Genomic DNA, 26,835 nt, shown 5'->3' with positions numbered 1-26,835 from the left:
GGCATGGGTCCGAACTCCTGCCACCGCCGTCCGGTTCCCCGGCGGCCCGGAGCAGGTCTAGTCTCCTCCGGGTGAGGACACGCACCGGTGCGTTCGCGCCGTCCCTGCTGCGGCGCATGGCGGCGCGGGCGACGCTCACTCCTGTCCGGGTCGTGGCGCTGAGCTTCGCCGCCGCGATCGCCGTCGGCACGCTCCTGCTCCTCACGCCCGCGGCGAGCCTGCCCGGTACCGCGACTTCCCTCGTCGACGCCCTGTTCACCGCTACCTCGGCGATGTGCCTGACGGGCCTGGTCGTCGTCGACACGCCCACGCACTGGTCCGGCTTCGGCCAGGGCATCATCCTGGCCCTGATCCAGGCCGGCGGGTTCGGGATCATGACCATGGCCTCGCTCGTCGGCCTGCTGCTCGCGAACCGGATCGGCCTCAAGGCCCGATTGAATACCGCGGCCGAGGTGCGTGCGTCGGGGCTCGGCGACGTCCGCTCGGTCGTCGTCGGCGTCGTGCGGATGAGCGTGCTCATCGAGTCGGTCACCGCGGTGGCGCTCGCCCTGCGGTTTGCGCTCGGCTACGAGGAGCCGCCCCTGCGTGCGGTGTGGCTGGGAGTGTTCCATTCCGTCTCGGCGTTCAACAACGCCGGCTTCGCGCTCTACAGCGACAACATCATCGGATTCGCCGACGATCCGTGGATCTGCGTGCCGCTGATGCTCGCGGTGATCCTGGGCGGCATCGGGTTCCCGGTCCTGTTCGAAGTGACCCGGCACCTGCGCGGCCGCAGCCACCGCTGGAGCCTGCACACCCGCCTGACCGTGACCGTCACCGCGGTGCTGTTGGTGGTGGGACCGGTGCTGGTGCTGGTGCTCGAGTGGACCCGCACCCTGCAGCACTACGACTTCGGCCAGAAGCTGCTCGTCGCCGCGTTCCAGGGCGTGATGCCCCGCACCGCCGGCTTCAACAGCGTCGACTACGCCCAGATGGACCCGGCCACCCTCCTGGTGACGGACGTGCTCATGTTCATCGGCGGCGGCAGCGGCGGCACCGCCGGCGGAATCAAGGTCACCACCTTCGTCCTTCTGCTGTTCGTCATCCTCGCCGAGGCCCGCGGCGAGCGCTCGGTGATCGTCTTCGACCGGCGCATCGACACCCGGGTCCAGCGTCAGGCGTTGTCGGTGGCCCTGATCGGTGTCGCCCTGGTGATGGTGCCGACCATCGCCCTGTTGGCGGGGACCTCGTTCGACCTCAACGTCCTGTTGTTCGAGGTCACCTCCGCGTTCGCCACCGTCGGCCTGTCCACCGGGATCACGGCCCAGCTGCCCGTCTGGGGGCAGCTGATCCTGGTGCTCCTGATGTATCTGGGCCGCATCGGATCGATCACCCTCGTGAGCGCTCTCGCCGCCCGCGATCGCGGCCGGCGCTACGAACTCCCGGAAGAAAGGCCCTTCATTGGCTAGGAAATCCGCCGCCGACGTGGTGGTCGTGCTCGGGCTCGGGCGGTTCGGCAAGTCGCTCGCGCTCGAGCTGATGAGCCAGGGCACCGAGGTCCTCGGCATCGACTCCAGCGACGCCGTGGTGCAGAAGGTCGCCCACCGCCTGACCCACGCCGTGGTCGCCGACACCACCGACGAGGAATCGCTGCGGCAACTGTCGGTGCACGAGTACGGCCGCGCCGTCGTGGGAATCGGTTCCGATCTCGAGGCCAGCCTGCTCACCGCCTCCGCCCTGATCAACCTGGGCGTGCTCAACATCTGGGCCAAGGCGATCAGCAACGCGCACGCGAAGATCCTCACCCAGATCGGGGTGCACCACGTCGTCCGGCCGGAGCACGACATGGGCAAGCGGGTCGCCCACCTGGTGCGCGGCCGGATGATCGACTACATCGAGTTCGACGACGGCTTCGCGATGGTCAAGACGACCCCGCCGGCGTTCGCGATCGGCCGGCGCCTCGGCGACACCGCCGTCCGCTCCGACTTCGGCGTGACCGTCGTGGCGATCAAACGTCCCGGCGAGGACTTCACCTACGCCACCGCCGACACCGTCCTCGCCCCCGGGGACACCATCATCGTCTCCGGGCGGGTCCGGAACACCGAACGATTCAGCGAACTCACCTGACAGCACCGGAACGACGTAGGCTGCAGACGATGTCACCGACAGCGCACCAGGAGCGACCGGACCCCCACCCGGCCGCGGCACCGAACGGCACCGGTCGTGCCCGGTAGCACGCTGAGGACCCGGTTCAGCCGTTCCGACGCCCTGACCGAGCGACCCGACTTCGCGCTGGTGGGCATCCTGCGGGTGCCGCAGCTACAGACCAGCCCGGGCCGGGCGATCGTGCGCCGGATCGGATACGCCCTGATCGCCCTGGCCCTGGTGGTGCTCGTCGTCTACCTCGACCGCGACGGCTACTCCGACGCCCAGGACAACGAACTGTCGTTGCTGGACTGCCTCTACTACGCGACGGTGTCGCTCTCGACCACCGGCTACGGCGACATCACCCCCATCACACCGCAGGCCCGCCTCGTCAACGTCCTGGTCATCACCCCGCTGCGGATCTTCTTCCTCATCATCCTGGTCGGCACCACCCTCTCCGCCCTGACCGAGAGCTCCCGCCAAACCTTCCGCATCCAACGCTGGCGACACCGCGTGCGCAACCACACCGTCGTCGCCGGCTACGGCACCAAGGGCCGCACCGCGGTCGAGGCGATGCTCGGCGACGGCGCCGCGCCCTCGGACATCGTCGTCGTCGACACCGACCCCGTGGTGCTCGACGCCGCCAGCGGCCAGGGCTTGGTCACCGTCCAGGGCTCGGCGACCAAGTCCGACGTGCTGCGCCTGGCCGGGGTGCCGCACTGCGACTCGATCGTCGTCGCCGCCAACCGCGACGACACCGCGGTGCTCGTCACCCTCACCGCCCGTGAACTCGCCCCCGCCGCCAAGATCGTCGTGGCCATCCGCGAATCGGAGAACACCCATCTGCTCCGCCAGTCGGGCGCCGACACGGTGGTGATCTCCTCCGAGACGGCGGGCCGGTTGCTCGGAGCCGCCACCATCACCCCGAACGTCGTGGAAATGATCGAGGACCTGCTCACCCCGGAGGAAGGCTTCGCGATCGCCGAACGCGAGGTCGAACCCGGCGAGGTCGGCGGCTCACCGCGGCACCTCCCCGACATCGTCCTGGGCGTCGAACGCAACGGCCGCCTACTGCGTGTCGGGTCCCCGGAGGTCGAGGCGGTGGAGGCCGGCGACCGGCTGCTCTACCTCCGACGCGTCTCGGACTGATCGGAACGTCCCCGGACCGGCCGGGGCGTCTCGGACCGACCGTGCGGTTGCCGTCCCGGGTTCCGCTATCCGGCCGGGGCGCACAGCCGCGCCGACAGCTCCCAGAGTCCGCGGGCGACAGCCTCGTCGTGCGAGCGCGAATTGGATTCGACGCGCTCGGGGTCGCCCCGCAGCTCGAACAGGCCACCGGGACCGTAGTACCCGCCGGGCTCGACGCCGGGCGCGGTGGCCGCGTACAGCAGCGGCAGCGCTCCGGTCTGCGGGGACTGCCCCACCAGCCGGTTCGCCACGCCCAGGAACACGTCCTGGATCGACTCGGTGTGTGACTGCAGGTTCGTCGAGGAGTATCCCGGGTGCGCGGCCACCGCCACGACCGGGGACTGCTGCTCGGTGAGCCGGCGCTGCAGCTCGTGGGTGAACAGCAGGTTGGCCAGCTTCGACTGCCCGTACGCCAGCCACCGGTCGTAGCGACGGTGCTCCCAGTTCAGGTCGTCGAGATCGATGCGGCCGATCCGGTGCATGCCGCTCGACATCGTCACCACGCGGTCGGTGACGCGCTCGCCCAGCAGGGCGGTGAGGGCGAAGTGGCCGAGGTGATTGGTTCCGATCTGCATCTCGAATCCGTCGACGGTGCGGCGCAGCGGCACCGCCATCACACCGGCGTTGTTGACCAGCACGTCGACCTCGTCGACACCCGCGGCGAATTCACGCACCGATGCCAGGTCGGCCAGATCGAGGCGCCGCACCCGCGCGTTGGGCCCGACCTCCCGGGCCACGGCCTCGCCCTTGGCCACGTTCCGGCACGCCAGCACCACCCGCGCCCCCGCGGCCCCGAGTGCGCGGGCCGCCACCTCGCCCAGGCCGCTGTTGGCGCCCGTCACCACGAAGGTGCGGCCGTCCTGCTTCGGGATGTCGCGTGTGGTCCAAGCCGTCATGTCGGCCACCCTACGGGGAACGGGACATCCGGGAAAGGAACCCGCTCGGCCACCCGCCCGGCGCCGACACGTCGCCGACACGTTCCCGAAACAGGCCGGCGATAGGGTCGCCTCGCTTCCGTCGCCTGTCGCGCCGGAATTCCGAAGGGAGCAGTAGGAGGGGTCCCGTGCCGCCACGTCGCAGGTCGATACTGCTCGACCGGCTCGAATCCGGGACCCCCGGCCGTCCCCAGCAGGCCATCCTCGACGAACTACGCCGCGTCATCCTCTCCGGCGCCGTCCCGCCGGGAACCCCCATACCGGTACCCGAGGTGGCGGAACTGTTCGGCGTCAGCCGCATCCCGATCCGGGAATCGCTGAAAACCCTCATCGGCGAGGGACTCGTCGACCACCGGCGGAACCACGGATACACCGTCGCCCGGCTGACCGCCGCCGAACTCCGCGAGATGTATCTCGTGCGGGAAACCCTCGAGACGGCAGCACTGACGGCGGCGGTGGCGCTGGCCACCGAAGCCGATCACGCCCACGCCGCATGGGTCCACGCACGCCTCGAACGCGCCGTCGCCGACGACGATCCGCACACCTACCACCGCGAGAGCCGCGAGTTCCACCTGGCGCTGGCCGGCCCGTCGCGCATGCACCGGCTGCTGCACATGCTCGAATCGGCTTGGAACATCACCGAACCCGTGCAACCGATGGTGCACGTGTCCGCGGCGCAGCGGACAGTTCTGCATGCCGAGCACGAGCGGATGCTGACAGCGTTCCTGGCCCGGGACACGCCGGGGCTCCTCGCCGCCGCCGACGCCCACAACCATCGGCTCGATTCCGTGATCGCGACGCTGCCCGCCGACGCCGGGTTGCTGACCCCGGAAGATATACCGATCGGGAAACCCACCGGCAACACCTGATCGTTACTGTTCTCCTCATCGGAATTCACCACCGTCGCTGAGATTCCGGGTCCACTGCCTTCCTCGCGGACCTGCGCCGTGCCGAACCGATCGGCGCCCCGCCGGTCGTCGACGCCCAGGAGTACCCATGACCGAATTGATCTCTCCCCGCCGTGATCTGCCGCCCGGCGCCGTGCTCGGCGCCGACGACCTCGTCGAAGCGGCGGGCCACCCCGTCGGCGGCGGGCTGGTCGAGCCGGACTACGACCCGCGGCTCACCAACGAGGACCTCGCCCCGCTGAAGAAGCAGAGCTGGGGCTCGTACAACATCTTCGCGTTCTGGATGTCCGACGTGCACAGCGTCGGCGGCTACGTCACCGCCGGCAGCCTCTTCGCCCTCGGCCTGGCCAGCTGGCAGGTGCTGGTGGCCCTGCTCGCCGGCATCACGATCGTCTACTTCTTCTGCAACCTCGTCGCCAAGCCCAGTCAGGTGACCGGCGTGCCCTATCCGGTGATCTGCCGCAGCGTCTTCGGGGTGCTCGGCGCGAACATACCCGCGATCATCCGCGGCCTGATCGCGGTGGCCTGGTACGGAATCCAGACGTTCCTCGCCTCGGCGGCGCTCGATGTGGTGCTGATCAAGCTGTTCCCGTCGCTGGCCCCGTACGCGGTGGTGGAGGACTACGGCTTCGCCGGGCTCTCCGCCCTGGGCTGGGGCAGTTTCCTGACCCTGTGGGTCGTGCAGGCCTGCGTATTCTGGCGCGGCATGGAGTCGATCCGTAGGTTCATCGACTTCTGCGGTCCCGCAGTCTATGTCGTGATGTTCCTGCTGTGCGGCTACCTGATCTCCCAGGCCGGTTGGAGCGCAATCGATCTGAATCTCGGCTCGGTGACCTACACGGGCCTGGATGCGATTCCGGTGATGCTGGGCGCGATTGCGCTGGTGGTGTCCTACTTCTCCGGACCGATGCTGAACTTCGGCGATTTCTCCCGCTACGGAAAGTCCTTCGCCGCGGTGAAGAAAGGCAACCTCCTCGGCCTGCCGGTCAACTTCCTGGTGTTCTCACTACTCGTGGTGATCACCGCGTCGCTGACCCTGCCCGTGTACGGCGAGCTGATCACCGATCCCGTCGAAACGGTCGCCCGCATCGACTCGACCTTCGCGATCGTGCTCGGCGCCCTGACGTTCACCGTCGCCACCATCGGCATCAACATCGTCGCCAACTTCATCTCCCCCGCCTTCGACTTCTCCAACGTCAGCCCCCAGCGGATCAGCTGGCGCGCCGGCGGAATGATCGCCGCCGTCGGCTCGGTGCTGATCACCCCGTGGAACCTGTACAACAACCCCGATGTCATCCACTACACCCTCGAGACGCTCGGCGCGTTCATCGGTCCGCTGTTCGGCATCCTGATCGCGGACTACTACCTGGTGCGGAGGCAGAAGGTGATCGTCGACGATCTGTTCACCATGTCCGAGCGCGGCGCGTACTGGTACCGCAAGGGCTACAACCCCGCCGCGGTGATCGCCACCGTCGTCGGCGCCGCCGTCGCGGTGATCCCGGTGCTGGTCAAGTCCGCGCCCGGCATGCACACCGCCGCGCAGTACAGCTGGTTCATCGGGTGCGGCCTCGGCCTGGCCGTCTACTACGTCCTCGCCACCCGCACCGCCCTCGCGGTCCGCGTCGGCGACGGTTCCGCCGAACCGGTGAGCGTGGGCTGATCGGAATGCGCATCAAGGTCGTCAACCCGAACACCTCCCGGTCGATGACCGCCACCATCGAGGCGTCTGCCCGGGCCGTCGCCGGCCCGGGCACCGATGTCGAGGCGGTCAGCCCCACGATGGGTCCCGCCTCGATCGAGAGCCACTACGACGAGGCGCTCGCCGTACCGGGTGTGCTCGCCGAGATCGCCGCGGGCGAGGAGGCCGGCGTCGACGGATACGTCATCGCCTGTTTCGGCGACCCGGGGCTCGACGCAGCGCGGGAGATCGCCGCCGGGCCCGTCGTCGGCATCGCGGAGGCCGCCATGCACGCGGCCGCGCTCCTGGGTCGTGGCTTCTCCGTCGTCACGACGCTGGGCCGGACCACCGGCCGGACGTGGGATCTGGCCGAACGGTACGGCCTGCGCCGGTCCTGCCTCGGCGTGCACGCGTGCGAGCTGCCGGTGCTGGACCTCGAGACCGATCCCGACGCCCGCAAGATCGTCACGGAGGCCTGTTTCGAGGCGCTCGACTCGGACGGCTCCGACGCCGTCGTGCTCGGGTGTGCCGGCATGGCCGACCTGTGCGCACACATCTCCGAGGAGCTCGGCGCCCCGGTCGTGGACGGGGTGGCCGCGGCGACGTTGTTCGTCCAGTCCCTGGTCACGCTGGGTCTGCGCACCGGCAAACGGGGCGAGTTCGCCGTCCCGCCGGCGAAGCCGTACGCGGGCCTGCTGGCGCCGTTCGCTAGAGCTCGAACCGCACGCCCGTGAGCTTCTCCGACAGCTCCCACAGTTGCCGGGCGGTGTCCGGATCTCCGGCGCGGCGGCTGTAGGCGGCCACGGTCGGCGGGCCGTACAGCTCGAAGAAGCGGTCCGGCCCGATGTAGCCGCCGGTCACCTCGGGATCGGCGGCGGCCACCACCACGGATTCGGCGCCCTGGGCCGGGGTGCGCTCGAGCACTCTCTTCCCGAGGCGGAACAACTGGTCGAACCACGTTCCGGTGTGCGTGCCGACGTCGGTGGCCGCGTAGCCCGGATGCGCGGCCACCGCCCGCAGCGGCGATCCGGCGGCCGCCAGCCGGCGCCCGAGCTCGAGGCTGAACATCAGGTTCGCCAGCTTGGATTCCGCGTAGGCCAGCGAGCGGCTGTAGTGCCGGCGGCGCTCCCAGTTCAGGTCGTCGAGATGGATTCGCCCGAACCGGTGACTCATGCTCGAGACGGTGACCACGCGGTCGGTGAGCCGATCGAGCAGCAGCCCGGTCAGCGCGAAGTGCCCGAGGTGGTTGGTGCCCATCTGCATCTCGAAGCCGTCCACCGTGCGGCTCAGCGGCACACCCATCACGCCGGCGTTGTTGACGAGCACGTCGACGGTCTCGATGCCCGACGCGAACTCCCGCACCGACGCCAGGTCGGCGAGATCGAGCCGGCGCACCTGCGCGTGCGGGCCGATATCCCGCGCGACCGCCTCGCCCCTGGCCACGTTCCGGCACGCGAGCACCACGTCGGCACCGGCGGCACCGAGCGCCCGGGCGGTGGCCGCACCGAGGCCGCTGTTCGCGCCGGTCACCACGAAGGTGCGGCCCCGCAGGGTGCCGGTTGCCGGCGGGGAGAACCGTTCAGGCACCGATGGAGGACTTCATCATGGGCAGCATCGCCCACAACTGGTCCTGCCAGTAACCCCACGTGTGGGTGCCGGCGGCCGGGAAGTCGAAGTGGGCGGAGTTGATGCCCAGGGTCGCCAACCGCACCTGGAACGCGCGGTTCTGCGCCAGGGCGAGCGCCTCGAGTCCCATCGCGTTACCCGTGTTGAACACCCCGATCGCGGAGTTCGGCCGGTCGTGCTGGCCGGGCAGGCCGCTGCCCGCGGAGATCCACATCGGCAGCCCCCGCATGCTGGGCGCGGCGACGAACGGGTCGTTGCGCAGCCACGCCGAGTTCCACGGCGGGCCCCACATCGAGTCGGCGTTGTAGCCGCCGGAGTCGATCATCGCGAGGCGGATCGCCTCCCGCATACCGGGCGCGGACAGGTTCAGGTAACCGGACATGGAACCGGCGAAGCGGAACTGGTCGCGGTGGTAGGCCGCGAGGATCAGCGCCGCGTTGCCTCCCATCGACAGGCCCACGATCGCGTTGCTGGAACGGTCGATGCCGTACGTACCGGCCAGGAAGTCCGGCAGGTTCTGGGTGAGGAAGGACTCCCACTTGTAGGTGTAGCGCTGGCCGTTGAGGTTGCTCGGCGCGTACCAGTCCGTGTAGAAGCTGGACTGGCCGCCGACCGGCATCACCACGTTGACGCCGTGATCCGACAGCCACGCGGCGTTCGTCTCGTGCTCCCAGCCGCTCACGTCGTTGGTGGCGCGCAGGCCGTCGAGCAGGTACATGGCCTTGTTGCTGCCGTTGTTCGCCAGCCAGATGCGGACCTTGATCTGGCCGACCCCGCCCGGCGCCGGCACCCAGTGCTCCCGCAGGCGGGAGTAGGGGTCCGCCGAGGCGGTGCCCGCGCCGGCGAAGGCCACCGCGAGCGGCAGCACGAGCGCCGCGATCAGGAATCGGACGAGCGTCCGAACCCCCCGACGTCCGGCCTTGGTTCTGGAAGTATGAGTCACACCAGGCTCCATCAGCACATCTGTAGCAACAACAACTGTGGCCCCGACAGTTACGCAACAACACGGTAGAGGTCCACGTCGGCCTGTACGAGGCTTGCACATAATCGTTATCGAGCAAAGCCGAACCGAAAGGCAGGCGCAATGAGCAGCGACCTCGGCAGGCGGCCGGTCACCGTCGGAATCGACGGCTCCGACGCCGCGAAACAGGCCGCGACCTGGTCCGCAGCCGTCGCCGCGCGGCTCGGCACGAACCTGCACCTCGTCCATTCGCTGCCGGGCCCCCGGAATTATTTCAGTGACGCCGCGCTGCGCGCGCGGACCGAATACACCCAGCGCCTCGCCGAAATCGGCCGTGAACTGCTCGACGACACCGCGGCGGCGCTGCACCGGCGGCACCCGGATCTCGAGGTGGTCACAACCGTCCATGACGGCCCACCCGACCTGGCGCTGCTCGAACACGGCGACCGCAGCCGGATGCTCGTGCTCGGAGCCACCGGCACGGGTGCGCTCGGTTCGCTGCTCACCGGCTCCACCGCGCTGCGGGTCGCCAACCGGTCCACCTGCCCGGTCGTGCTCTGGCGGGGCGATCCGGTCCCCGAACCGGGCACGGACCGCCGGCCGGTGCTGGTCGGCATCGACGGCAGCGAGGACGCCGGCCCGGTGGTCACCGCCGCGTTCGACATGGCCGCGGCGCTCGGGGTCGGCGTCCTCGCCGCGCACGCGTGGGGTACCGGGGAGGTGGCGGGCCGCACCGCGGCGCTCGAACTGATCGACTGGGCAGTCGTCGAGGCCGAGGAGACCGCGTTGCTGTCCGAGTGCATCGCCGGGCAGCGCGAGCGGTACCCGGACGTGCCGGTCACCGAGATCGTCGAGCAGATCGGCGCCCGGCACCTGCTGCTGCGACTGGCGACGCACGCTCAGTTGAGCGTCGTCGGCAGCCACGGCCGGGGACTGCTCGGCGGCCTGCTCCTGGGCTCGACGAGTCAGGCGCTGCTGCACCACGCGCCGTGCCCGACCATGATCTGCCGTCCGGGGGTGTGACGATGCTGCGCGGATCGATCCGGCTCGGCCGGGTCGCGGGGATAGAGATCCGGGCCCACTGGTCGCTGCTCGCGACGCTCGGGCTGCTGTCGTGGCTGCTTGCCGGGGCGATCCTGCCCGCCCGGATCAGCGGTCCGAGCCCCGCACAGTTCTGGATCGCGGGCGTCGCCGCGGCGGTGGGCCTGCTGGTGTCGCTGCTCGCCCACGAACTTGCGCACTCGGTGGTGGCGGGCCGCTACGGAGTCGGGGTGGACGGGATCACGCTGTGGCTGCTCGGCGGCGTCTCCGAGCTGCGCGACGAACCCCCGAACCCGAAAGCCGATCTGCGTATCGCGCTGGCCGGACCGCTCACGAGCGTCGGGATCGGCGTCGTCGCGCTGGCGGCGGCCTCGTTCCTCGGCCCGCCCGTCCCGGAGCTGGTGACCGCGACGATCGGCTGGCTCGGCGCGACCAACCTGGTGCTGGCCGTGTTCAACCTGTTGCCGGGTGCGCCGCTGGACGGCGGACGGGTCGTGCGGGCGGTGCTGTGGCGCCGCACCGGCGACCGCCTCGCGGCCGCGAGCGGCGCCGCGCGCTCCGGCCGCGCGGTCGGGCTGGCGCTGATCCTGCTCGGCGCCGCCGAGACGCTCGCCCTCGGCAGCGCGGGCGGCCTGTGGCTGATGCTCCTCGGCTGGTTCCTGCGGACCGCGGCCAACGCCGAGCTCGCGAACGCGTCGCTACGGCATCAGCTCGGCGACACCCGGGTCGGCGACGTCATGACGCCGTCGCCGGTGGCCGCCCCCGCGCGCTGGAGCGTAGCGCAGCTCCTCGCCGTCGCGGCCCGCGGCTCGCACCACCGGGTCTTCCCCGTCGTCGACGACGGCCACCGGCCCACCGGGGTGGTGTCGCTGTCCGACCTGACGCCCGTCCCGGAGGGCGAGCGCACGGTCGTCGCGGTCGCGGACCGGGCCCGGCCGCTGCCCGCGGCGGCGCGGGTGCCCGCCGACGCGTCGCTCGCCGAGGTCGCGAGCCGGGTGCTGCTGCGGCCGGGGCTCGACCTCGTGGCCGTCGTGTCGGGCGAACGACTGGTCGGCATCGTCACGGCGACGGACCTGGTGCGGGCCTGCGATCGCAGCGCGCTGGGCCTGCCCATCCGCCGCACACCGCCGCCGGACGAGCAGACCCGACCCGGGTATCCCTAGTCGCGCCGGACCACGAGCAGCGGGCACGGCGTCGTGTGCAGCAGCGCCCGGCTCGTCGAGCCGAGCAGCATGCCCTCGAAGCCGCCGCGGCCGCGGCTGCCGACGACGAGCAGCCGGGCGTTCTCCGCCCGCTCGAGCAGGTGGCGCACCGGCCGGTCCCGCACGACGACCCGTTCCACGTCGACGTTCGGATAGTCCTGCGTGCGGCCGGCGAGGGACTCGGCGAGCACGACGCTCTCCTGCTGGTCGACGTCCTCCCAGGTGGCTCCGGGCGTGCCGGCGACGACGTCGACGAGGTCTCGGTCGGACCATGCGTGCACCGCCACCAGCGGCGCCTTGTAGCGGTCGGCGGCCTCGAACGCGACGTCGAGGGCGTGCAGGCTCGCCGGCGAGCCGTCGACACCGACCACGACGGGGCCGTCCGCGCCCCGTCCGCTCTCGTCGGGCCCGGGGATCACTGCGACGGGACAGTGCGCGTGCGCGACCACCGCGGAGGTCACCGATCCGACCAGTCCGCCGGTGAACTCGCCGAGACCGCGCCGGCCGAGGACGAGCATCCGTGCCCGACCGGAATACCCGAGCAGCGCCTGTGCGGCCACCAGGCTCGACTGTTCGGTGCGTACGGACAGCTCGGGGTGCTCGCGTTCCACGGTCTCCGCGGCGGACGCCAGGTTCCGTCGCGCGGTGAATCGCAGTTCGTCGAAGAACGGCGACGAGGCGCCGATCCCGCCGGCGTTCGCGCTGGAGACGAGCAGCAGCGGCGCCCCCGTGGAGGCGGCCTCGCCGGCCGCCCACCGCAGCGCGGCACGCGCCGGCGCCGATCCGTCGACCCCGACCACGATCGGCGCATCATTCATCGCCCGCTCCTTGTCCCGTTCCGTCCGGATCTTCCGCCACCAGTGTCGCCATCCTGCGGTCGCCGCGCGGTCGGTTGGCGGAAACAGTTACCGTGCGGGTGTGCGCCGTGCCCCGCTGCCCGTCCGCGACGGACTGAATCCGACCCGCCTGTGCCTGCCCGACGGCGGCTCCTGGGCGACGGTGGCGGAGTTTCTGCTGGCGCGCTTCCCCGCCGACGCGGCACGCGTGCAGGAGAAGGTCGCGGCCGGTGAGGTCGTCGACGGTGCCGGCGCGGCGATCACCGGGAACACCCCGTACGCGGCAGGCCGATTCGTGTACTTGTACCGCGATCCGCCGGTCGAGGAGCGGGTGCCGTTCGAGATCGATGTCCTGCATCGCGACGAGCATCTGCTGGTGGTGGACAAGCCGCACTTCCTGGCGACGACACCGCGTGGGTCGTGGGTGGCCGAGACGGCGCTGGTGCGGCTGCGCCGGGAACTCGACCTGCCGGAGCTGAGCCCGGCCCATCGGCTCGATCGACTCACGGCGGGCGTGCTGGTCTTCACCGTCCACGCCGGTGCGCGCCGGGCCTACCAGTCGCTCTTCGATGCCCGCCGGGTCGACAAGGAATACGAGGCCGTGGCCCGGCACGTGCCCGGGATGCGGTTTCCGCGCGAGGTGCGCAGCCGCATCGTCAAGGAGCGCGGCGTGTTGCAGGCGCGGGAGGTGCGGGGTGAGATCAACGCCCTCAGCCGCGTCGAACTGCTCGAAACGGACGCCGGGCTGGGCCGTTACCGGTTGCTGCCCCGCACCGGCAAGACGCACCAGTTGCGCGTGCACATGAATTCGCTCGGCCTGCCGATCCTCGGGGACAACCTGTATCCCGATGTATATGACGTTGCGCCCCAAGACTATTCACGACCACTGCAGTTGCTGGCCCGCGCGGTGGAGTTCGACGATCCGTATACAGGTCGACGGACCCGCTTCGCCAGCGCCCGAAACCTGGCAGCATGGAGGCACAGCACACCAGGACCCCGTTGATCGCACGGGCTCACGTCTTGGAGGACCCCATGGATAACGGCACCGTCTCGCGCACCTACGACGGCCGCGTCGCCCTGCGCTTCCAGCACGCCTTCGCCCATCCCCCGGACCGCGTATGGCGGGTCATCACCGACCCCGAGTACCTACGCGCCTGGTTCCCGGCCCGCGTAGAACTGGATCTCACCCCCGGTGCCCAGCTCGTCTTCCATGCCACCGAGCAGCAGGCCGAGCGCCTCGGGCTGCCCGCCGACCACACCGCCACGGGGACCGTCATCTCCGTGCATCCCGGGCGCATCCTCGAGTACATGTGGGACGCCGAGGTCCTGCACTGGGAACTGGTGCCGGACGGGTCCGGGGGCTGCTGGCTGACGCTCACGCACACCGTCGAGGACGAGGACTCGGCCTACGCGCACGGCGCCGACTGGCACGCCGGGTTCGAGGTGCTCGAGGCCCAGCTGGAGGGCCGGGACGTGAACTGGTCGCCGTGGGAACGCGCCCGGGAACTCGCCGACAAGTACCGCAACCCGTCCGACTGATCCCACTCGGCCGGTTGCCGGCGGCTATCCGTCCCGTCCGCTCCGGTCGACGAAGACCTCGTCGACCGGACGTCGCGACGTGGTGGGCAGTCCCCGCGCGCTGCGGGCCCCCAACCGGATCACCACCTGGGGAAATCCCGCGACCTCCCCGGTCCGCGCCGTCGCCGTGCGCACGATGCCGCGGCTGGCCTCGATCTCCGTCACGTGGGTGAGCGGGCACGTCGCTAGATGCGCCGCGGTGGCCTCGAGCAGTACCGCGGACATCGCCTCCCCCGCCCGCAGCCAGTCGATCCGCTCGTCGGCCCGGGTGCTGAGCACCGCCAGCGCCGACGCGTCCGCCTTCGGTTGCGCAGTGTCCAGAGTTCCTGCGCCCGTGGGGAACCGCCGTCCCACATCGATGTCCCCGGCGGCCTCGTCGTCGAGCAGAGCGGACGCCGGCACGCCCGTGTCGCCGGGCTCCGCGCGACCGGTCCACCAGGCCAGCTCCTGCCGGTAGGCCTCGTCGCCCTCGCGGATCGCCGCGCTCAGTTCCGACGCCCGCGCGAGGTCCGAGCGGGCCTCGGCGTCGAGGATCGACAGCGACGCCCCCTCCCGGCGGGCGGCGTTCTCCAGATCCACCAGGCTCTCGCGCAGGGTCGTGGGCGCCGCGAACGGCCGCCGGTCGGTGTGCCGGGCGTCGATCGCGAGGGCGAGGGCGGCGTCACGGGCGTCGACCGTGTGGGGCCGGTCGAAGTCGAGAACGGCCAGCAGGTCCGGTCGCGACGGATCCGGAAGCCGGGTCACGGTGGGGATCCACGACGCGGCGGACAGCGCGACGCGGGCGTGGTGCAGTGCCGCCCCGCAGCCGAGAACCAGCTGCCGGCCGCTCGGATCGGTGTGGCCGAGCATGCGCTCGGCGACGGCATACAGTTCGAGCCGTTCGCCCGTCCACTCCCAACGCCACGGCTGGCTGTTGTGCAGGGACGGCGCCCGGCACGCCGACTCGACCGCATCCCGGATCGCCGCGGTGTCCGGCCGGATCTCAGTAACCATCGTTGTCTCTCCCCCAGCCGCTCGACTCGACCGCATGCCGCTCCACGGACTCGACGATCTGCGCGGCCCAGGTCCCGATCGCGTCCCAGTCCCGGAAGTCTCCGGTGCGTCCTCCGGTCATGCGGGCAACCACGCGTTCGCCGGCGCCGAGCACCTCCGGATCCAGTTTCCCCGCGAACATCCGGTGCTCGCGCGCGCCCGTGCGCTCCGTCGCCAGGGAGGCGTCGTACGGCCTGTTCACGGGGCGGTCCTGGTCGCCGATCGGGCCCGAGGAGAACAGGAACACGGCGCGCTCCCGCAGCGCGCCGGCGTGCCGATCGACGAAGGTCTTGGCGGGATGCAACCAGTGCCCGAGGTAGACGGCGCTGCCGAGGACCACCGCGTCGTAGCCGTCCACGGCGTCGACCTGCTCGGGCGCGACGACGTCGACGTGCGCTCCCTTGTCGCGCAGGGCGGCCGCGAGCGCCGTGGCGATCTCCGTGGTGGAGCCGTGCCTGCTCGCCGCCGTCACCAGAATCCTCATCTGTGTCCTCCCCGGCCCAGGTTATTCGATGATCGCCCGACGGGCACGCGGTCGGACAGAGTCGAAGGGCCCCGCTCCCGGGCCGGCCGCAGCCGGGCCGTTGCGGCGATCACGTGCGACGGGCACAGGTCGGTGCCGGGGTGGCAGAGTGGTCTGACGAACGCCGCCGACCAGCGCGACGAGGACACGCAGGGCAACCGCCGGAACAGGAGTCGGATCGCATGACCACGCCGCCCAGGATCGATGCGGTTCAGGAATCGGAACGCAAGTACGCGGTCGGGCACGCGCAGCAGCTGCCGGACCTGTCGGGCCTGCCCGGCGTCGACGGACACCCCGAACCCGACCTTCAGCAGCTGTCGGCGCGGTACTACGACACCGACGATCTGCGACTGCTGCGCGCCGGGATCACCCTGCGCCGCCGCGAGGGGGGTCACGACGCCGGCTGGCACGTGAAGCTCCCCGCCGGCACGGACACCCGGACCGAGGTGCGCTTCCCCCTCGGCGACGACACCGCCCGGCCACCGGCCGAACTGCTCGCCCTCCTGCACGGGGTGCGCCGTGCGCGTCCCGTCGCGCTCGCGGCGGTGCTGAACACGCAGCGGTGGCGCCACCGCCTGATCGACGACGAGGGGCGGGCCCTCGCCGAGATCGTCGTCGACGACGTCGTCGCGACCCGAGGGGAGGGCAGCGAGCCGCAGCGGTGGCGCGAGATCGAGGTCGAGCTCGCCTCGGCCGGAACCGATCTGCTCGATGCCGTCGAGGATCGGCTGACCGCCGCCGGAATCGAGCGCGCCCCGAATCCCTCCAAGCTGCATCGGGCGCTCGCCGATCTGCTGCCCACCGAGGAGCCGGTGCCCGGCCCGGCCGGGCACCTGCGCGACTACCTGCGCGGCGAGTTGCGCACCCTCGAGCTCGCCGAGATCGGCGTGCGCCGGGACGCCCCGGACGCCGTCCACAGCATGCGCAAGGCCCTGCGCCGGATCCGCAGTGCCCTGCAGACGTATGCGGGAACCTTCGCGATCGACGACAGCCTGGTCGACGAACTACGTTGGACGGGAAGGAAACTCAGCCCCTCACGCGACCTCGAGGTGCAGTGGGAGCGCATCGTGGACCGCGTCGCGGAGGTGCCCGTGGAAGCGCAGCGCGAGGCCATCCGCGCCCGCATCGACGAGTACTTCTCCGCCCGGTCGGACGCGGCCCGGCTCGAGGCCGTCGGCACTCTCGACTCGGATCGCTACGCGGCCCTGCTGGGTTCGCTCGACGCACTGATCGACGGGCTGGCGAGGGGGGCAGTCGGATCCGGTCCCGGCGAGCAGCGACGACAGGTTCGCCCGAAGGACCTCGACCGCGCCCTCGCCCGCCTCGCGAAGAAGGTCTCGCGCCGGGTCCGCAACGCCGGGGAGGCAGCCACGCACGCCGAGCGGGACGAACTCGTCCATCGGGCCCGCAAGGGCGCCAAGCGGATGCGCTACGCCATCGAGGTGCTGCGGCCGCTGCATCGCAAGCGCGCCCAGCGCGCCCTCGATCACTTCGACGACTTCCAGGATCTGCTCGGCGAATTCCAGGACTCGGTGGTCGCCCGCGAGCACCTGCTCGACATGGTCTCCGAGCAGGACCACACCGCCGAGTCGAGCTTCGGCCTCGGGATCGCCTACCAGCGCGAACTCGAGATCGGTGAAGCGCAGGTCGCGCAGCTCGAACGCGCGTGGAAGCGGGCGCGGCGGGCGGCGAAACCGCTGTGGAAGTGAACCACTGCCGACCGGGTCCTTGTCCCCTGGCCGACCACCGCCGAGAAAGGGCATGCTGAGCCCGGACGACGGAAGGAGGCGCGCATGAGCACCCCTGGAGAGATGCGAGCATGGCGTGTCGACATCCCACGCCCCGCGGCGGAGCATCCGCTGCGGCCGGTCCGGGAACCGATTCCCGAACCGGCGCCCGGGGAACTGCTGGTGCGTGTCCTCGCGTGCGGGGTGTGCCGTACCGACCTGCACGTGAGCGAGGGCGACCTGCCGGTGCACCGGCCGCACGTCGTCCCCGGCCACGAGGTCGTCGGCGAGGTGGTCGGTGGCGACCTCGGCGAGCACCGGGTAGGCGACCGGGTGGGCATCCCGTGGCTGCGCAGCACGTGCGGCCGGTGCCGGTACTGCCTGCGCGGGGACGAGAACCTGTGCCCGAACTCCACCTACACGGGCTGGGACGCGGACGGCGGTTACGCCGAATATGCGACCGTCCCTTCCGCTTTCGCACTGCCGCTGCCGTCCGGGTACGCCGACGCGGAACTCGCCCCCCTGCTGTGCGCCGGCATCATCGGCTATCGGGCGCTGCTGCGCGCCGAGGTTCCGGACGGCGGCGTGCTCGGCCTGTACGGCTTCGGCGGCAGCGCCCACCTCGCCGCGCAGGTCGCCCTCGCCCGGGGCGCCCGCGTGCACGTCATGACCCGCGGCGAGACCGCCCGGCGGCTCGCCCTCGAACTCGGCGCGGCCTCCGCGCAGGGCGCATACGACGAGCCGCCCGAGCCGCTGAACTCGGCGATCCTGTTCGCCCCCGCCGGGGAACTGGTGCCCACTGCCCTCGCCGCACTGGACGCCGGCGGCACGCTCGCCGTCGCCGGCATCCACCTCAGCGACGTGCCCCCGCTGAACTACCAGCAGCACCTGTTCCGCGAACGCCAGGTGCGCAGCGTCACGGCCAACACCCGCTCCGATGCACACGAGTTCCTCGGCTTCGCGAACGAACACCGCCTGCGCGTCACCACCACCGCGTACGGGCTCGACCGTGCCGACCGCGCGCTCGAGGACCTGTCCGCGGGGCGTTTCGGCGGCGCGGCGGTCCTGGTTCCGTGAAACACTCGACATGCGCCCCCGAGCGCGGAGAATGCACCGAGAAGGAGATCGAATGAGCACACTTGCCAACCGGAATGCCGTCGTAGCGGGCGTGGACGGTTCCGCCGTCGCCACGAGTGCGGCCCGGTGGGCGGCCGCCCTCGCCGCTCGTCTCGGAGCGCCCCTGCACCTGGTGCACTCGCTGCCCAGCGAGGGCATCTTCTACAGCGAGGCCGCGGTGCTCATCCAGGCGCAGATGGTCGACCAGCTCCGGGAGGACGGCGAAGCGATCCTGTCGAACGTCACCGACGTGGTCCGCTCCGACCATCCGGATCTCGAGGTGCAGAGCTTCATCGGTCCGGGCCCCGCCGCCAACTCACTGCTCGAGGCCGCCGAGGACGCCCGCCTCGTGGTAATGGGCGCCACCGGTGCCAACGCCGTGGAGAATTTCCTGCTCGGCTCGACCGTGCTGCGCGTGGCCAACCACGCCCCGTGCCCGGTGGTGGTGTGGCGCGGCGACACAGCACGACCGCTGCCGGACACCCGGCCCATCGTCGTCGGCGTCGACGGCAGCGAGCTGTCGACGGCCGCGGTCGGGCACGCCTTCGAGTACGCCTCGCTGTTCGGTGTGCCGCTGGTCGCGGTGCACTCCTGGATCGGGGACGCCGCCCTCGGCGTCGGCACGGTCGCGACGCTGGTGGACTGGGAGGCGGTGGGTGAGTCCGAATCCGCGGTCCTGTCCGAGACTCTCGCCGGCTGGCACGAGAAGTTCCCCGACGTGGAGGTCCGCCGCGTCGTGGACCGGGGCCCCATCGCGAAGGTGATCCTGCGCCAGCTCGAGGACGCACAGCTCGTCGTGGTGGGCAGCCACGGCCGCAGCCAGTTCACCGGGGCACTGCTCGGGTCGGTGAGCCAGAACCTGCTGCACAACGCGCCCTGCCCGATCATGATCAGCCGCAAGAAATGACGACCGGCCGGTGCCGCCCGCCGCCGGGCGGCACCGGCTCAGGCCGTCACGGTCCCGAACGCCATACCCACCGCGTACGTCACGATCATCGCGAGCGCACCGCCGATCACCACGCGGGACGTCGCCCGGCCGCGGCGCGCGCCGCCGAGCCACGCGCTGACCGAACCCGTCAGGGCCAGCGCCACGAGCACCGACACGAACGTGACGGGGATCCGCAAGCTCGCCGGGGGCAGCACGATCACGAGCAGCGGCACGAGGGCGCCGACGGTGAACGAGACCGCCGACGACAACGCCGCGGCCCACGGATTGGCCAGCGCCTCGGGATCGATGCCGAGTTCGACCTCGGCGTGCGCGGCCAGCGCGTCGCGCTTGGTCATCTCCTTCGCCGCGGAGCGCGCCGTCGCCCTCGACATCCCCTTGCCCTCGAGCAGCGCGGTCAGCTCCTCGAGTTCGGCGTCCGGCATCTCCTCGAGCTCGCGACGTTCCTTGTGCAGCAGCGCCCGCTCGGTGTCACGCTGCGTGCTGACCGACACGTACTCCCCCAGGGCCATCGACACCGCGCCGGCCGCGAGCCCGGCGAAACCCGCTGTGAGGATCGTCGATTCGTCGGTGGTGGCGGCGGCCACACCGACGACGAGGCCGGCCGTGGAGACGATTCCGTCGTTCGCGCCCATCACGCCGGCGCGCAGCCAGTTCAGTTTCGCCGAGATGCCTCCGGAGTGCGGCTCGACGTCGGCGTGATTGAGGGAAGGATCGGTCGACATGCCGCCAGGCTAGGGCGATTCCGCGCGCCGCGGTAGCAATGCGAGCCTGTCCTCACCACGGTCCCGGACCGAGTTCCCGCTCCAGCCACGCGGCATCGGGGAGGGCGCCGTCGCTCGTGTCCACGACGCGAGCCGTGGGCCACTCGTCGCGCACGTGCAGCTGCTCGTCCAGGACGGCGGGCGTGGCGTCGGACGCGTCGTCGCCCCGCTCGCGCCGGGCCACGATGCGGCGGACCAGCACCGCCGGGTCCGCCCGGCACTCGATCTCGACGAGGTCGGCGGTCGCGGCGGCCGCAACCGCACGCGCCGCCGCGCGACGAGCCTCGGTGAGCCACGTCGCGTCCAGCACGACCGACTCGCCGTGGGTGAGCGCGACGGCGGCGCGGCGCAGCACCTCCCCGTAGGTCTCGTCGGTGTGGGCGGCACTGTAGAGCCCGGCACCGACGGCGGCGGTCGCATCGGCGGTCGGGGCGAGACCGGCCAGTTCCTTGCGGACCACGTCGCTGCGCAGCACGGTCGCACCCAGGTGCTGCCCGGCGAGATGGGCCACGGTGGTCTTGCCGGTGGCGGACAGACCTCCGACGACGACGAGGCGGACCCGGCCCCGGTCGAGGTTGCGCCGCGTCTGGTCCAGGAACGCGAGCGCGCCGGCGCGCGAGTGCTCGTCACCCTGTTCGTGCCGCAGCGCGGCGACCTTGGCCCGGACCACGGCCCGGTACGCGATGTAATGGTGCATCAGCGACGGCGGGAACGCGTCGGCGGAGAACTCGGCATAGGCGGGCAGCAGCTGCCGCGCCGCCGCCTCGCCGCCGAGCCGTTCGAGATCCATCGCGAGGAAGGCGATGTCGAGTGCGGCGTCGCCGTAGCGCAGCCGGTCGTCGAACTCGAGGCAGTCGATGATCCGGGGGCCGTCGTCGAGGCAGAAGATGTCGTCGGCGAGCAGATCACCGTGGCCGTCGACGGCCCGCCCGGCGGCGATCCGCTCGTCGAGCACCCGTCCGCGGCCCGCGAGATAGCGGCCGGCCATGTCCCGGATCGCGGTGAGCGCGTCGCCGGCCTCGGCCCCGACGGGCAGGCGGTCGAGGTGGTCGAGGCTCTCGCGCCACAATCCGTCGAGGAACTGCGCCGTGGCACACCGGTCGATGGCCGGATCGCGCGGCGACGCGGCATGCAGGGCCGCGACCTGCCGCGCGACGGCGGTGACGACCCCGGCGACGGGCTCGCCCCGCTGCACCAGCGCGGCGAGCCGCCGGTCGTCGGGCAGCCGGCGCATCTCGACGAGGTGCTCGCACACCTGCCCGTCGGGCCCGCGCACGTCGGCGACGCCGAGGTAGACGTCCGGGGCGAGACGCCGGTTGAGTTCGACCTCACGGTGGCAGGCCCGCTCCCGCGCCTGCCGGGTCCGGTTGTCGAGGAACCCGAGATCGAGTGGCTTCTTGAGCTTGTGCACGCGGCCCCCGACGAAGAACACCACCGAGGTGTGGGTCTCGCGGATCGCCGCGTATGCGGGTTCGGATCGGTCGGTGCCGGTCACGGAGTTCCTCCCCGATGAGGCTTGTCGAACGTCGGTACGCTGCCCACCTTGCCTCAGGGTGGACCGGATCGCGCGCCGGCAGAAGTGCCGAAGGTCTCTCGTGTGGTTGCACCGGAGCCGGTGCCGGAGACGCGGTACGTTTCACTCGGGCTATCCGGGAATGGGGTGACATGAGCACGAACGGGCGAGGCTCGGAATCCGGGAGACAACCGACGGTGGTCGTCGCCGAGACGACGACACCGATCGAGCGCAAGCTGATCGCGAGCTGGCTGCGGTCGGACCGGGTGCCGAAGGAGTACCGCGCCGACGGACCGGTCGAGGAGATGGAACTCGACCCGCGCCGGCTCGCGCGCGATCTCGTGAACCGGGACGACGATCCCCTCGTGCTCCCCGTCGGGGTGGTGTGGCTGCCGGAGGCCCGGGACGGCGAGCGCCGGGTCCGGTTCTCCGACGTCGTGGCGCTGACCAACCCGCGCAGCCCGAACCGGCTCCTGCAGAAGTGGCTGGTCGGGCGGTCCCCCGACCGGTATCGGATCGTTCTCGCCGAGCCGGCGCGGCTGAGCGAGCTGCGGGCCCGGCACCTGGCCGAGGACGGCGACCCGGCACCCGAGTCGTTCGCCCGGTTCGTGACGCACCGCGCGGTGGTGGGCCTCGACCGGGCCGAGCGTGCCGTCATCGGCGACCGGTACAAGGTGCCGAGGCTGGTGGCGGAGCAGATCATGGATTCGGCGTCGTTCCGGCGGCGGCTCGACGCGATCAGCACCGAGCACAACATCGCGCCCGAGGAGGTCCGGTTACGAGCGACGTCCGCCCTCGGGGAACTCGTCGCCGTCCAGTCCCGGCTGGTGACCGACCTGTTCACCGAGATGATGCGCCCGCTGCACTCCGCGGCGTGGACCGTGCACGCCGACGAGTCCGGGCTGCGGAGCCTGCGCGACGTCAACCGCCGGTATCCGCTGGTGTTCCTGCCGTCGCACCGGTCCTACGCGGACGCGTTCGTGCTCGGCGACGTGCTGGCCCGGAACGATTTTCCGCGGAACCACCTCATGGGTGGCGCCAACCTGACGTTCTGGCCGATCGGCCCGATCGCCCGGCGCACCGGCACCGTCTTCATCCGCCGTAGCTTCGGCGACGACGCCGTCTACAAGGCGGCGCTCGAGGAGTACTTCGCGTATCTGCTGACCAAGCGGTTCAACCTCGAATGGTATTTCGAGGGTGGCCGCACCCGCACCGGCAAACTCCGCGCGCCCCGCTACGGCCTGCTCAACTATGTGGCCAACGCCATCCGGAGCGGCCGGGTCGAGGACGCGATGCTCGTGCCGGTGTCCATCACCTACGAGGGGCTCGCCGAGGTCGCGGCCGTCGCGGCCGAACAGACGGGCGCCCAGAAGAAGCCCGAGGGCCTGGCCTGGCTGGCCCGGTACGCGCGCAATCAGCGGCGCCGTGCGGGCAACGTGTACGTGCGGTTCGGCGAACCGCTGTCGATGCGCTCGCAGCTCGCCACGAGCGGGGATCCCGAGCTGTCCGGGAAGCCGGCCGAGCCCGGGAGCGAGCGCAGCCGCAAGGCGCTGCAGAAGGTCGCGTTCGAGGTGGCCGTGGGCATCAACTGCCACACCCCGGTCACGGTGAACTGCCTGGTCACCCTCGCTCTGCTCGGCGTCCGGGACCGGGCGCTGACCCTGGACGAGGTGCGGTCGGTGATCGCGCCGGTGCGCCGGTACATCGACGCCCGCGGGATACCCCAGGGCGAACTCGGCGTCCTCGACATCGAGGGCGGCCTCGCGAACGTCCTCGCCTCGCTGAGCGATGCCGGTGTGGTCACCACCTACGCCGGCGGGGACGAGCCGGTCTACGCGATCCAGCCCGGGCAGCACCTGGTCGCGGCGTTCTATCGCAACAGCGGCGTGCACTGGTTCGTCAACCGTGCCCTGATGGAGCTGGCCATCCTCCACGCGCACGCCAATCCGGGCCTCGACCCGGTGCGGGCGGCGTGGGAGGAGGCCAAGGCGGCGCGCGACCTGCTCAAGTTCGAATTCTTCTTCCCCGACCGGGACCGGTTCGAGGCCGACATGCGCGACGAGATCGCCCTGCTGATGCCGTCCTGGCGCAACGCCTTGCCGGACGTGGAGCTCGCGCTGGCCGCGCTCCTCGAAACCGGGTTCTTCATGGTGCACCGAGCTCTGCGGTCCTTCTTCGACGCGCAGCTCGTCGTCGCCGAGCGGCTCGCCCGGCGCGACCCGTCCCTGCAGGTCGACCGCAAGGCGTTCCTGGAGGAGTGCGTCGCGGTCGGCCGGCAGATGCTGCTGCAGGGCCGGCTGTTCGGACCCGAATCGGTCTCGTCGGAACTGTTCACGACGGCGTTACAGCTTGCCGCCAACCGCGGGCTGCTGGAACGTGGGGGCGAGGAGATTCGGCAGAAGCGGGAGGAGTTCGCGGCACAGCTGCTGGCGGTGGGTGAGCGGGTCCGGCTCGCCGAGTCTCTCGACGTATCCAACAGAAAGGCGGAGCGGTGATCCTCGAGGAAGCGCTCGAGCGCGTGCGTACCGGGCCGAAGGGTCCGGAGATCGCGGCATTCTTCGACTTCGACGGCACCATCGTCCACGGCTTCTCCGGTCTGCACTTCTTCCGCGACCGGTTGCTCGCCGGGAAGGTCGGCGCCGCCGAACTCGCCGCAACCATGCTCAACGGCCTGCGCGGCCACGACACCGAGGCGGACTTCGAGCGGTTCGTCGCGGTGGCGTTCAAGGCGTGGGGCGGGCACACCGAGGAGGAGCTGTACGAGATCGGGCGCCGGCTGTTCGCCTCCACGATCGCCGGCCACATCTATCCCGAGGCGTGGCAGCTCATCCGGGCGCATCAGGCGGCGGGGCACACGGTGGTGATCGCGTCCTCGGCGTCGCGCTACCAGATCCAGGCGACGGCGGATGCGCTCGGCGTCGAGCACGTCCTGTTCAGCCCCCTCGAGGTGCGCGACGGGGTGCTCACGGGCCGTGTGGACGGGAAGTCGTTGTGGCGCAGCGGTAAAGCGCAGGCCGTGGTGGCGTTCGCGGAGGCGAACAACATCGATCGCGAGCAGAGCTACACGTATTCCAACGGGGGCGAGGACGCCGACTTCCTCGCCACGATGGGCAATCCGACGCCGACCAATCCGGACCGGAACCTCGAGCGCACCGCCGCCGAGCAAGGCTGGCCGATCCTGCGATTCAGGCCGCGCGGAACGCCGGGCACCAAGGAGGTGATCCGCACCCTCGCGGCGTACGGCGGGCTGTTCGGCTCGGTGTGGACGGGCGTCGGCCTCGGCCTGCTCAACCGCAACAAGAAGGTGGCGCTCGACTCGATCGCCACCCTCACCGGCGAGGTGCCCCTCGCGCTCGCCGGCATCGACGTGAACATTCGGAACGAGGCCAACGCCTGGTCACATCGCCCCGCGGTGTTCATCTTCAACCATCAGAGCCAGCTCGATCCGGTGATCATGGCGCGGGTGCTGCGGCACAGCTTCACGGGGGTCACGAAGAAGGAGATGGCCAGCGACCCGCTGTTCGGGCTGGTGCTCCGCTTCGTCGGTGCGGCGTTCGTGGACCGGGCCAACACCGAGCAGGCGAAGGCCGCACTCGGTCCTGTGGTCGACACGCTGCGCGAGGGCACCTCGGTGATCATCGCGCCGGAGGGCACCCGCTCCCTGACCCCGGAGATCGGCCGGTTCAAGAAGGGCGCGTTCCACATCGCGATGCAGGCGGGCGTGCCGATCGTGCCGGTGGTGATCCGCAACGCCGGGGAGGTGCTGTGGAAGCACTCCACGGTGCTGCGGCCGGGAACCGTCGACGTGGTGGTCCTCGATCCCATCGACGTGAGCGACTGGACCCTCGAGGAGCTCGGCACACGGGTCGCGGAGGTCGAGGACCTGTACCGGAAGACGCTGGCGAACTGGCCCACGACCACATGACCGATGCGGGTGAGAACGGGGGCGCGTCCGTGGGCGAACACGACCACACCCCGAGCCACGGAAGAGACAACGGCAACGACAACGGCAACGGCAACGGCGGAATGTCGCCGACCCGGCGCCGGCGCCTCAAGTGGCTGCTCGGCCTCGTGCTCGTCGTCGTCCTCACCGTGGAGGTCGTTCTCGTCTGGCCGGAACTGAAGACCAGCGTCGGCAGCCTCGGCGACCTGCGCTGGTGGTGGGTGGGCGCGGCGATCCTGGCCGCGCTGACCGAGATGTCGAGCTTTGCCAGGGTACAGCGCACCCTGCTGTCCGCGGCCGGGGTCACCGTGACGCAGCGCCAGTCCCTGTCGGTGGCGTACGCGGCGAACTCGATGAGCGTGACCCTGCCCGGCGGACCCGTGGTGGCCACCACCTTCACCTACCGGCAGATGCGCAAGTGGGGGGCCAGCCCCGTCGTCTCCACCTGGCAGCTGGTGATGGCCGGTCTGCTGCAGGCCGCGGGCCTGGCGCTGCTCGGTCTGGTCGGCGCGCTGCTCGTCGGTGCCACCACCAACCCGTTCTCGCTCATCTTCTCCCTCGGCGGATTCGCGGCGTTCGTGGTGCTCGTGCAGTACGCGGCAAGCCGGCCGGATGCGTTCGAGTCGATCGGCATCATCGCGCTGCGCGGCGTGAACCGCCTGCGCAAGAAGCCCGCGCGGGCCGGCGCCCGCGCCTGGAAGCGGATCGTGGCGCAGCTCCAGGCGGTCCAGCTCGACCGCACCCACGCCGCGCGCGCCTTCGGCTGGTCGTTGTTCAACTGGCTGTGCGACGGTGCGTGCCTCGCCTTCGCCGCGTACGCGATCGGCGGCAAGCCCAGCCTGGCCGGCATCGCCGTCGCGTACGCCGCCGGTACCGCCGCCAGCCGCGCAATCCCCCTCCTGCCGGCCGGGCTCGGGGTGATGGACGCCGTGCTCGTGCCCGCGCTGACGGCCAGCGGGATGACCGGCGCGCAGGCCCTGGCCGCCGTCGTCGTATACCGGCTCGTGAGCTTCCTGATGATCGCGTCGATCGGCTGGGTGATCTTCGCCCTGCGCTACCGCGGCGCCCCGCCGGACGAGGAACCGGGTCCGGAACTCGACAAACTGTGGCGGGACTGAGCTCCGCTCCGACACACCGCGTCCGCCCTCCCGGATCAGCCGCGAGGCAGCCGCGGGGGCGCTAGCGTCGACAGTC

At 71.1% G+C, this 26,835-nt stretch carries 24 protein-coding genes; 16 read left to right on the top strand and 8 right to left on the bottom strand.

All coding sequences use genetic code 11. From position 1 onward, the window contains the following. Window positions 1-71: 71 nt before the first annotated feature. From ISO16_RS23310 to ISO16_RS23300, 3 genes are all read left to right on the top strand, one after another. Window positions 72-1,448 (top strand): potassium transporter TrkG, encoded by a 1,377-nt coding sequence (locus ISO16_RS23310; protein WP_083662402.1) that lies wholly within the window; start codon window positions 72-74, stop codon window positions 1,446-1,448. Window positions 1,449-1,467: 19 nt separating this feature from the next. Next, the gene (locus ISO16_RS23305) at window positions 1,468-2,106 is read left to right on the top strand and encodes a potassium channel family protein (RefSeq protein WP_072634572.1); all 639 of its coding nucleotides are present in this window, start codon (window positions 1,468-1,470) and stop codon (window positions 2,104-2,106) included. A gap of 96 nt (window positions 2,107-2,202) precedes the next feature. Further along, complete coding sequence (locus ISO16_RS23300; protein ID WP_006946916.1) at window positions 2,203-3,273, top strand: potassium channel family protein; 1,071 nt, start codon at window positions 2,203-2,205, stop codon at window positions 3,271-3,273. A gap of 65 nt (window positions 3,274-3,338) precedes the next feature. Here ISO16_RS23300 and ISO16_RS23295 read toward each other — a convergent pair whose 3' ends face one another. Further along, entirely contained in the window at window positions 3,339-4,208 is an 870-nt protein-coding gene (locus ISO16_RS23295) for an oxidoreductase (RefSeq protein ID WP_072634571.1), read from the bottom strand. Window positions 4,209-4,375: 167 nt separating this feature from the next. Between ISO16_RS23295 and ISO16_RS23290 the strand changes: the two genes are divergently transcribed. The 3 genes from ISO16_RS23290 to ISO16_RS23280 all read left to right on the top strand — a co-directional run bounded on the left by ISO16_RS23290 (window position 4,376) and on the right by ISO16_RS23280 (window position 7,567). Further along, window positions 4,376-5,116 carry a GntR family transcriptional regulator gene (locus ISO16_RS23290; protein WP_072634483.1) on the top strand — a complete coding sequence of 247 codons (741 nt, stop codon included), beginning with the start codon at window positions 4,376-4,378 and terminating at the stop codon, window positions 5,114-5,116. A 127-nt stretch (window positions 5,117-5,243) separates the two neighbouring features. Next, window positions 5,244-6,815 (top strand): NCS1 family nucleobase:cation symporter-1, encoded by a 1,572-nt coding sequence (locus ISO16_RS23285; protein WP_072634482.1) that lies wholly within the window; start codon window positions 5,244-5,246, stop codon window positions 6,813-6,815. Window positions 6,816-6,820: 5 nt separating this feature from the next. Then, on the top strand, window positions 6,821-7,567 hold the full coding sequence (locus tag ISO16_RS23280) for an aspartate/glutamate racemase family protein (RefSeq protein WP_072634481.1): 747 nt from the start codon (window positions 6,821-6,823) through the stop codon (window positions 7,565-7,567). Here ISO16_RS23280 and ISO16_RS23275 read toward each other — a convergent pair. Beyond that, window positions 7,542-8,420, bottom strand: coding sequence for an oxidoreductase (locus ISO16_RS23275; RefSeq protein ID WP_072634480.1), 879 nt, complete (start codon window positions 8,418-8,420; stop codon window positions 7,542-7,544). The two genes, ISO16_RS23280 and ISO16_RS23275, sit on opposite strands and share 26 nt — an antisense overlap. Continuing rightward, on the bottom strand, window positions 8,413-9,414 hold the full coding sequence (locus ISO16_RS23270) for an alpha/beta hydrolase (RefSeq protein ID WP_230304420.1): 1,002 nt from the start codon (window positions 9,412-9,414) through the stop codon (window positions 8,413-8,415). Before ISO16_RS23270 ends, ISO16_RS23275 begins: the two co-directional genes overlap by 8 nt. 129 nt (window positions 9,415-9,543) lie before the next feature. On the opposite strand from ISO16_RS23270, the gene ISO16_RS23265 reads away from it, so the two are divergent. Together ISO16_RS23265 and ISO16_RS23260 are read left to right on the top strand one after the other, a co-directional pair. Next, complete coding sequence (locus ISO16_RS23265) at window positions 9,544-10,443, top strand: universal stress protein (RefSeq protein WP_072634479.1); 900 nt, start codon at window positions 9,544-9,546, stop codon at window positions 10,441-10,443. Between the two features lie 2 nt (window positions 10,444-10,445). After that, entirely contained in the window at window positions 10,446-11,624 is a 1,179-nt protein-coding gene (locus ISO16_RS23260; protein ID WP_065923530.1) for a site-2 protease family protein, read from the top strand. On the opposite strand, the gene ISO16_RS23255 is transcribed toward ISO16_RS23260, so the two are convergent. Further along, entirely contained in the window at window positions 11,621-12,481 is an 861-nt protein-coding gene (locus ISO16_RS23255) for a universal stress protein (RefSeq protein WP_072634478.1), read from the bottom strand. The two genes, ISO16_RS23260 and ISO16_RS23255, sit on opposite strands and share 4 nt — an antisense overlap. Before the next feature lie 100 nt (window positions 12,482-12,581). Between ISO16_RS23255 and ISO16_RS23250 the strand changes: the two genes are divergently transcribed. Together ISO16_RS23250 and ISO16_RS23245 are read left to right on the top strand one after the other, a co-directional pair. Further along, entirely contained in the window at window positions 12,582-13,502 is a 921-nt protein-coding gene (locus tag ISO16_RS23250; RefSeq protein ID WP_072634477.1) for a pseudouridine synthase, read from the top strand. A 29-nt stretch (window positions 13,503-13,531) separates the two neighbouring features. Then, window positions 13,532-14,038 (top strand): SRPBCC domain-containing protein, encoded by a 507-nt coding sequence (locus tag ISO16_RS23245; protein WP_006946948.1) that lies wholly within the window; start codon window positions 13,532-13,534, stop codon window positions 14,036-14,038. A gap of 24 nt (window positions 14,039-14,062) precedes the next feature. Here ISO16_RS23245 and ISO16_RS23240 read toward each other — a convergent pair whose 3' ends face one another. Together ISO16_RS23240 and ISO16_RS23235 are read right to left on the bottom strand one after the other, a co-directional pair. Then, the gene (locus tag ISO16_RS23240; protein WP_072634476.1) at window positions 14,063-15,070 is read right to left on the bottom strand and encodes an Acg family FMN-binding oxidoreductase; all 1,008 of its coding nucleotides are present in this window, start codon (window positions 15,068-15,070) and stop codon (window positions 14,063-14,065) included. Then, window positions 15,060-15,593, bottom strand: a complete 534-nt coding sequence (locus ISO16_RS23235; protein WP_006946953.1) for a flavodoxin domain-containing protein — start codon at window positions 15,591-15,593, stop codon at window positions 15,060-15,062. Before ISO16_RS23235 ends, ISO16_RS23240 begins: the two co-directional genes overlap by 11 nt. A gap of 221 nt (window positions 15,594-15,814) precedes the next feature. Here ISO16_RS23235 and ISO16_RS23230 point away from each other — a divergent pair, with 221 nt between their 5' ends. The 3 genes from ISO16_RS23230 to ISO16_RS23220 all read left to right on the top strand — a co-directional run bounded on the left by ISO16_RS23230 (window position 15,815) and on the right by ISO16_RS23220 (window position 19,382). Further along, the gene (locus ISO16_RS23230; protein ID WP_072634475.1) at window positions 15,815-17,341 is read left to right on the top strand and encodes a CYTH and CHAD domain-containing protein; all 1,527 of its coding nucleotides are present in this window, start codon (window positions 15,815-15,817) and stop codon (window positions 17,339-17,341) included. Window positions 17,342-17,443: 102 nt separating this feature from the next. Next, complete coding sequence (locus ISO16_RS23225) at window positions 17,444-18,436, top strand: zinc-binding alcohol dehydrogenase family protein (RefSeq protein ID WP_037200556.1); 993 nt, start codon at window positions 17,444-17,446, stop codon at window positions 18,434-18,436. 52 nt (window positions 18,437-18,488) lie between these two features. Beyond that, on the top strand, window positions 18,489-19,382 hold the full coding sequence (locus tag ISO16_RS23220) for a universal stress protein (RefSeq protein ID WP_044476559.1): 894 nt from the start codon (window positions 18,489-18,491) through the stop codon (window positions 19,380-19,382). A gap of 38 nt (window positions 19,383-19,420) precedes the next feature. Here the strand turns inward: ISO16_RS23220 and ISO16_RS23215 are convergent, their stop codons facing one another. Further along, window positions 19,421-20,146: a VIT1/CCC1 transporter family protein gene (locus tag ISO16_RS23215; RefSeq protein WP_006946958.1), complete on the bottom strand. Its 726-nt coding sequence runs from the start codon at window positions 20,144-20,146 to the stop codon at window positions 19,421-19,423. A 52-nt stretch (window positions 20,147-20,198) separates the two neighbouring features. Further along, a complete protein-coding gene (locus ISO16_RS23210; protein ID WP_006946959.1) occupies window positions 20,199-21,680 on the bottom strand; it encodes a bifunctional aminoglycoside phosphotransferase/ATP-binding protein in 1,482 nt (493 codons plus the stop codon). Window positions 21,681-21,850: 170 nt separating this feature from the next. On the opposite strand from ISO16_RS23210, the gene ISO16_RS23205 reads away from it, so the two are divergent. Genes ISO16_RS23205 through ISO16_RS23195 form a run of 3 tightly spaced genes read left to right on the top strand, consistent with a single transcriptional unit; the run spans window position 21,851 to window position 26,759 of the window. Then, the gene (locus ISO16_RS23205) at window positions 21,851-24,193 is read left to right on the top strand and encodes a glycerol-3-phosphate 1-O-acyltransferase (RefSeq protein WP_072634474.1); all 2,343 of its coding nucleotides are present in this window, start codon (window positions 21,851-21,853) and stop codon (window positions 24,191-24,193) included. Further along, on the top strand, window positions 24,190-25,623 hold the full coding sequence (locus ISO16_RS23200; protein ID WP_006946961.1) for an HAD-IB family hydrolase: 1,434 nt from the start codon (window positions 24,190-24,192) through the stop codon (window positions 25,621-25,623). The genes ISO16_RS23205 and ISO16_RS23200 overlap by 4 nt, the downstream gene beginning before the upstream one ends. Then, entirely contained in the window at window positions 25,620-26,759 is a 1,140-nt protein-coding gene (locus ISO16_RS23195; RefSeq protein WP_170914024.1) for a lysylphosphatidylglycerol synthase transmembrane domain-containing protein, read from the top strand. The genes ISO16_RS23200 and ISO16_RS23195 overlap by 4 nt, the downstream gene beginning before the upstream one ends. Window positions 26,760-26,835 lie beyond the last annotated feature (76 nt).

The sequence above is a fragment of the Rhodococcus sp. M8 genome (genome assembly GCF_015654185.1).
Classification (GTDB): domain Bacteria; phylum Actinomycetota; class Actinomycetes; order Mycobacteriales; family Mycobacteriaceae; genus Rhodococcus; species Rhodococcus aetherivorans.
This window is presented reverse-complemented; position numbering and strand designations above follow the sequence as displayed.

Excerpts from the sequence above, each read along its gene's own strand:
- ISO16_RS23295 (WP_072634571.1), bottom strand. The coding sequence starts at position 4,208 with ATGACGGCTTGGACCACACGCGACATCCCGAAGCAGGACGGCCGCACC.
- ISO16_RS23285 (WP_072634482.1), top strand. The coding sequence starts at position 5,244 with ATGACCGAATTGATCTCTCCCCGCCGTGATCTGCCGCCCGGCGCCGTG.
- ISO16_RS23280 (WP_072634481.1), top strand. The coding sequence starts at position 6,821 with ATGCGCATCAAGGTCGTCAACCCGAACACCTCCCGGTCGATGACCGCC.
- ISO16_RS23270 (WP_230304420.1), bottom strand. The coding sequence starts at position 9,414 with ATGGAGCCTGGTGTGACTCATACTTCCAGAACCAAGGCCGGACGTCGG.
- ISO16_RS23265 (WP_072634479.1), top strand. The coding sequence starts at position 9,544 with ATGAGCAGCGACCTCGGCAGGCGGCCGGTCACCGTCGGAATCGACGGC.
- ISO16_RS23260 (WP_065923530.1), top strand. The coding sequence starts at position 10,446 with ATGCTGCGCGGATCGATCCGGCTCGGCCGGGTCGCGGGGATAGAGATC.
- ISO16_RS23255 (WP_072634478.1), bottom strand. The coding sequence starts at position 12,481 with ATGAATGATGCGCCGATCGTGGTCGGGGTCGACGGATCGGCGCCGGCG.
- ISO16_RS23245 (WP_006946948.1), top strand. The coding sequence starts at position 13,532 with ATGGATAACGGCACCGTCTCGCGCACCTACGACGGCCGCGTCGCCCTG.
- ISO16_RS23240 (WP_072634476.1), bottom strand. The coding sequence starts at position 15,070 with ATGGTTACTGAGATCCGGCCGGACACCGCGGCGATCCGGGATGCGGTC.
- ISO16_RS23235 (WP_006946953.1), bottom strand. The coding sequence starts at position 15,593 with ATGAGGATTCTGGTGACGGCGGCGAGCAGGCACGGCTCCACCACGGAG.
- ISO16_RS23230 (WP_072634475.1), top strand. The coding sequence starts at position 15,815 with ATGACCACGCCGCCCAGGATCGATGCGGTTCAGGAATCGGAACGCAAG.
- ISO16_RS23225 (WP_037200556.1), top strand. The coding sequence starts at position 17,444 with ATGCGAGCATGGCGTGTCGACATCCCACGCCCCGCGGCGGAGCATCCG.
- ISO16_RS23220 (WP_044476559.1), top strand. The coding sequence starts at position 18,489 with ATGAGCACACTTGCCAACCGGAATGCCGTCGTAGCGGGCGTGGACGGT.
- ISO16_RS23215 (WP_006946958.1), bottom strand. The coding sequence starts at position 20,146 with ATGTCGACCGATCCTTCCCTCAATCACGCCGACGTCGAGCCGCACTCC.
- ISO16_RS23205 (WP_072634474.1), top strand. The coding sequence starts at position 21,851 with ATGAGCACGAACGGGCGAGGCTCGGAATCCGGGAGACAACCGACGGTG.
- ISO16_RS23195 (WP_170914024.1), top strand. The coding sequence starts at position 25,620 with ATGACCGATGCGGGTGAGAACGGGGGCGCGTCCGTGGGCGAACACGAC.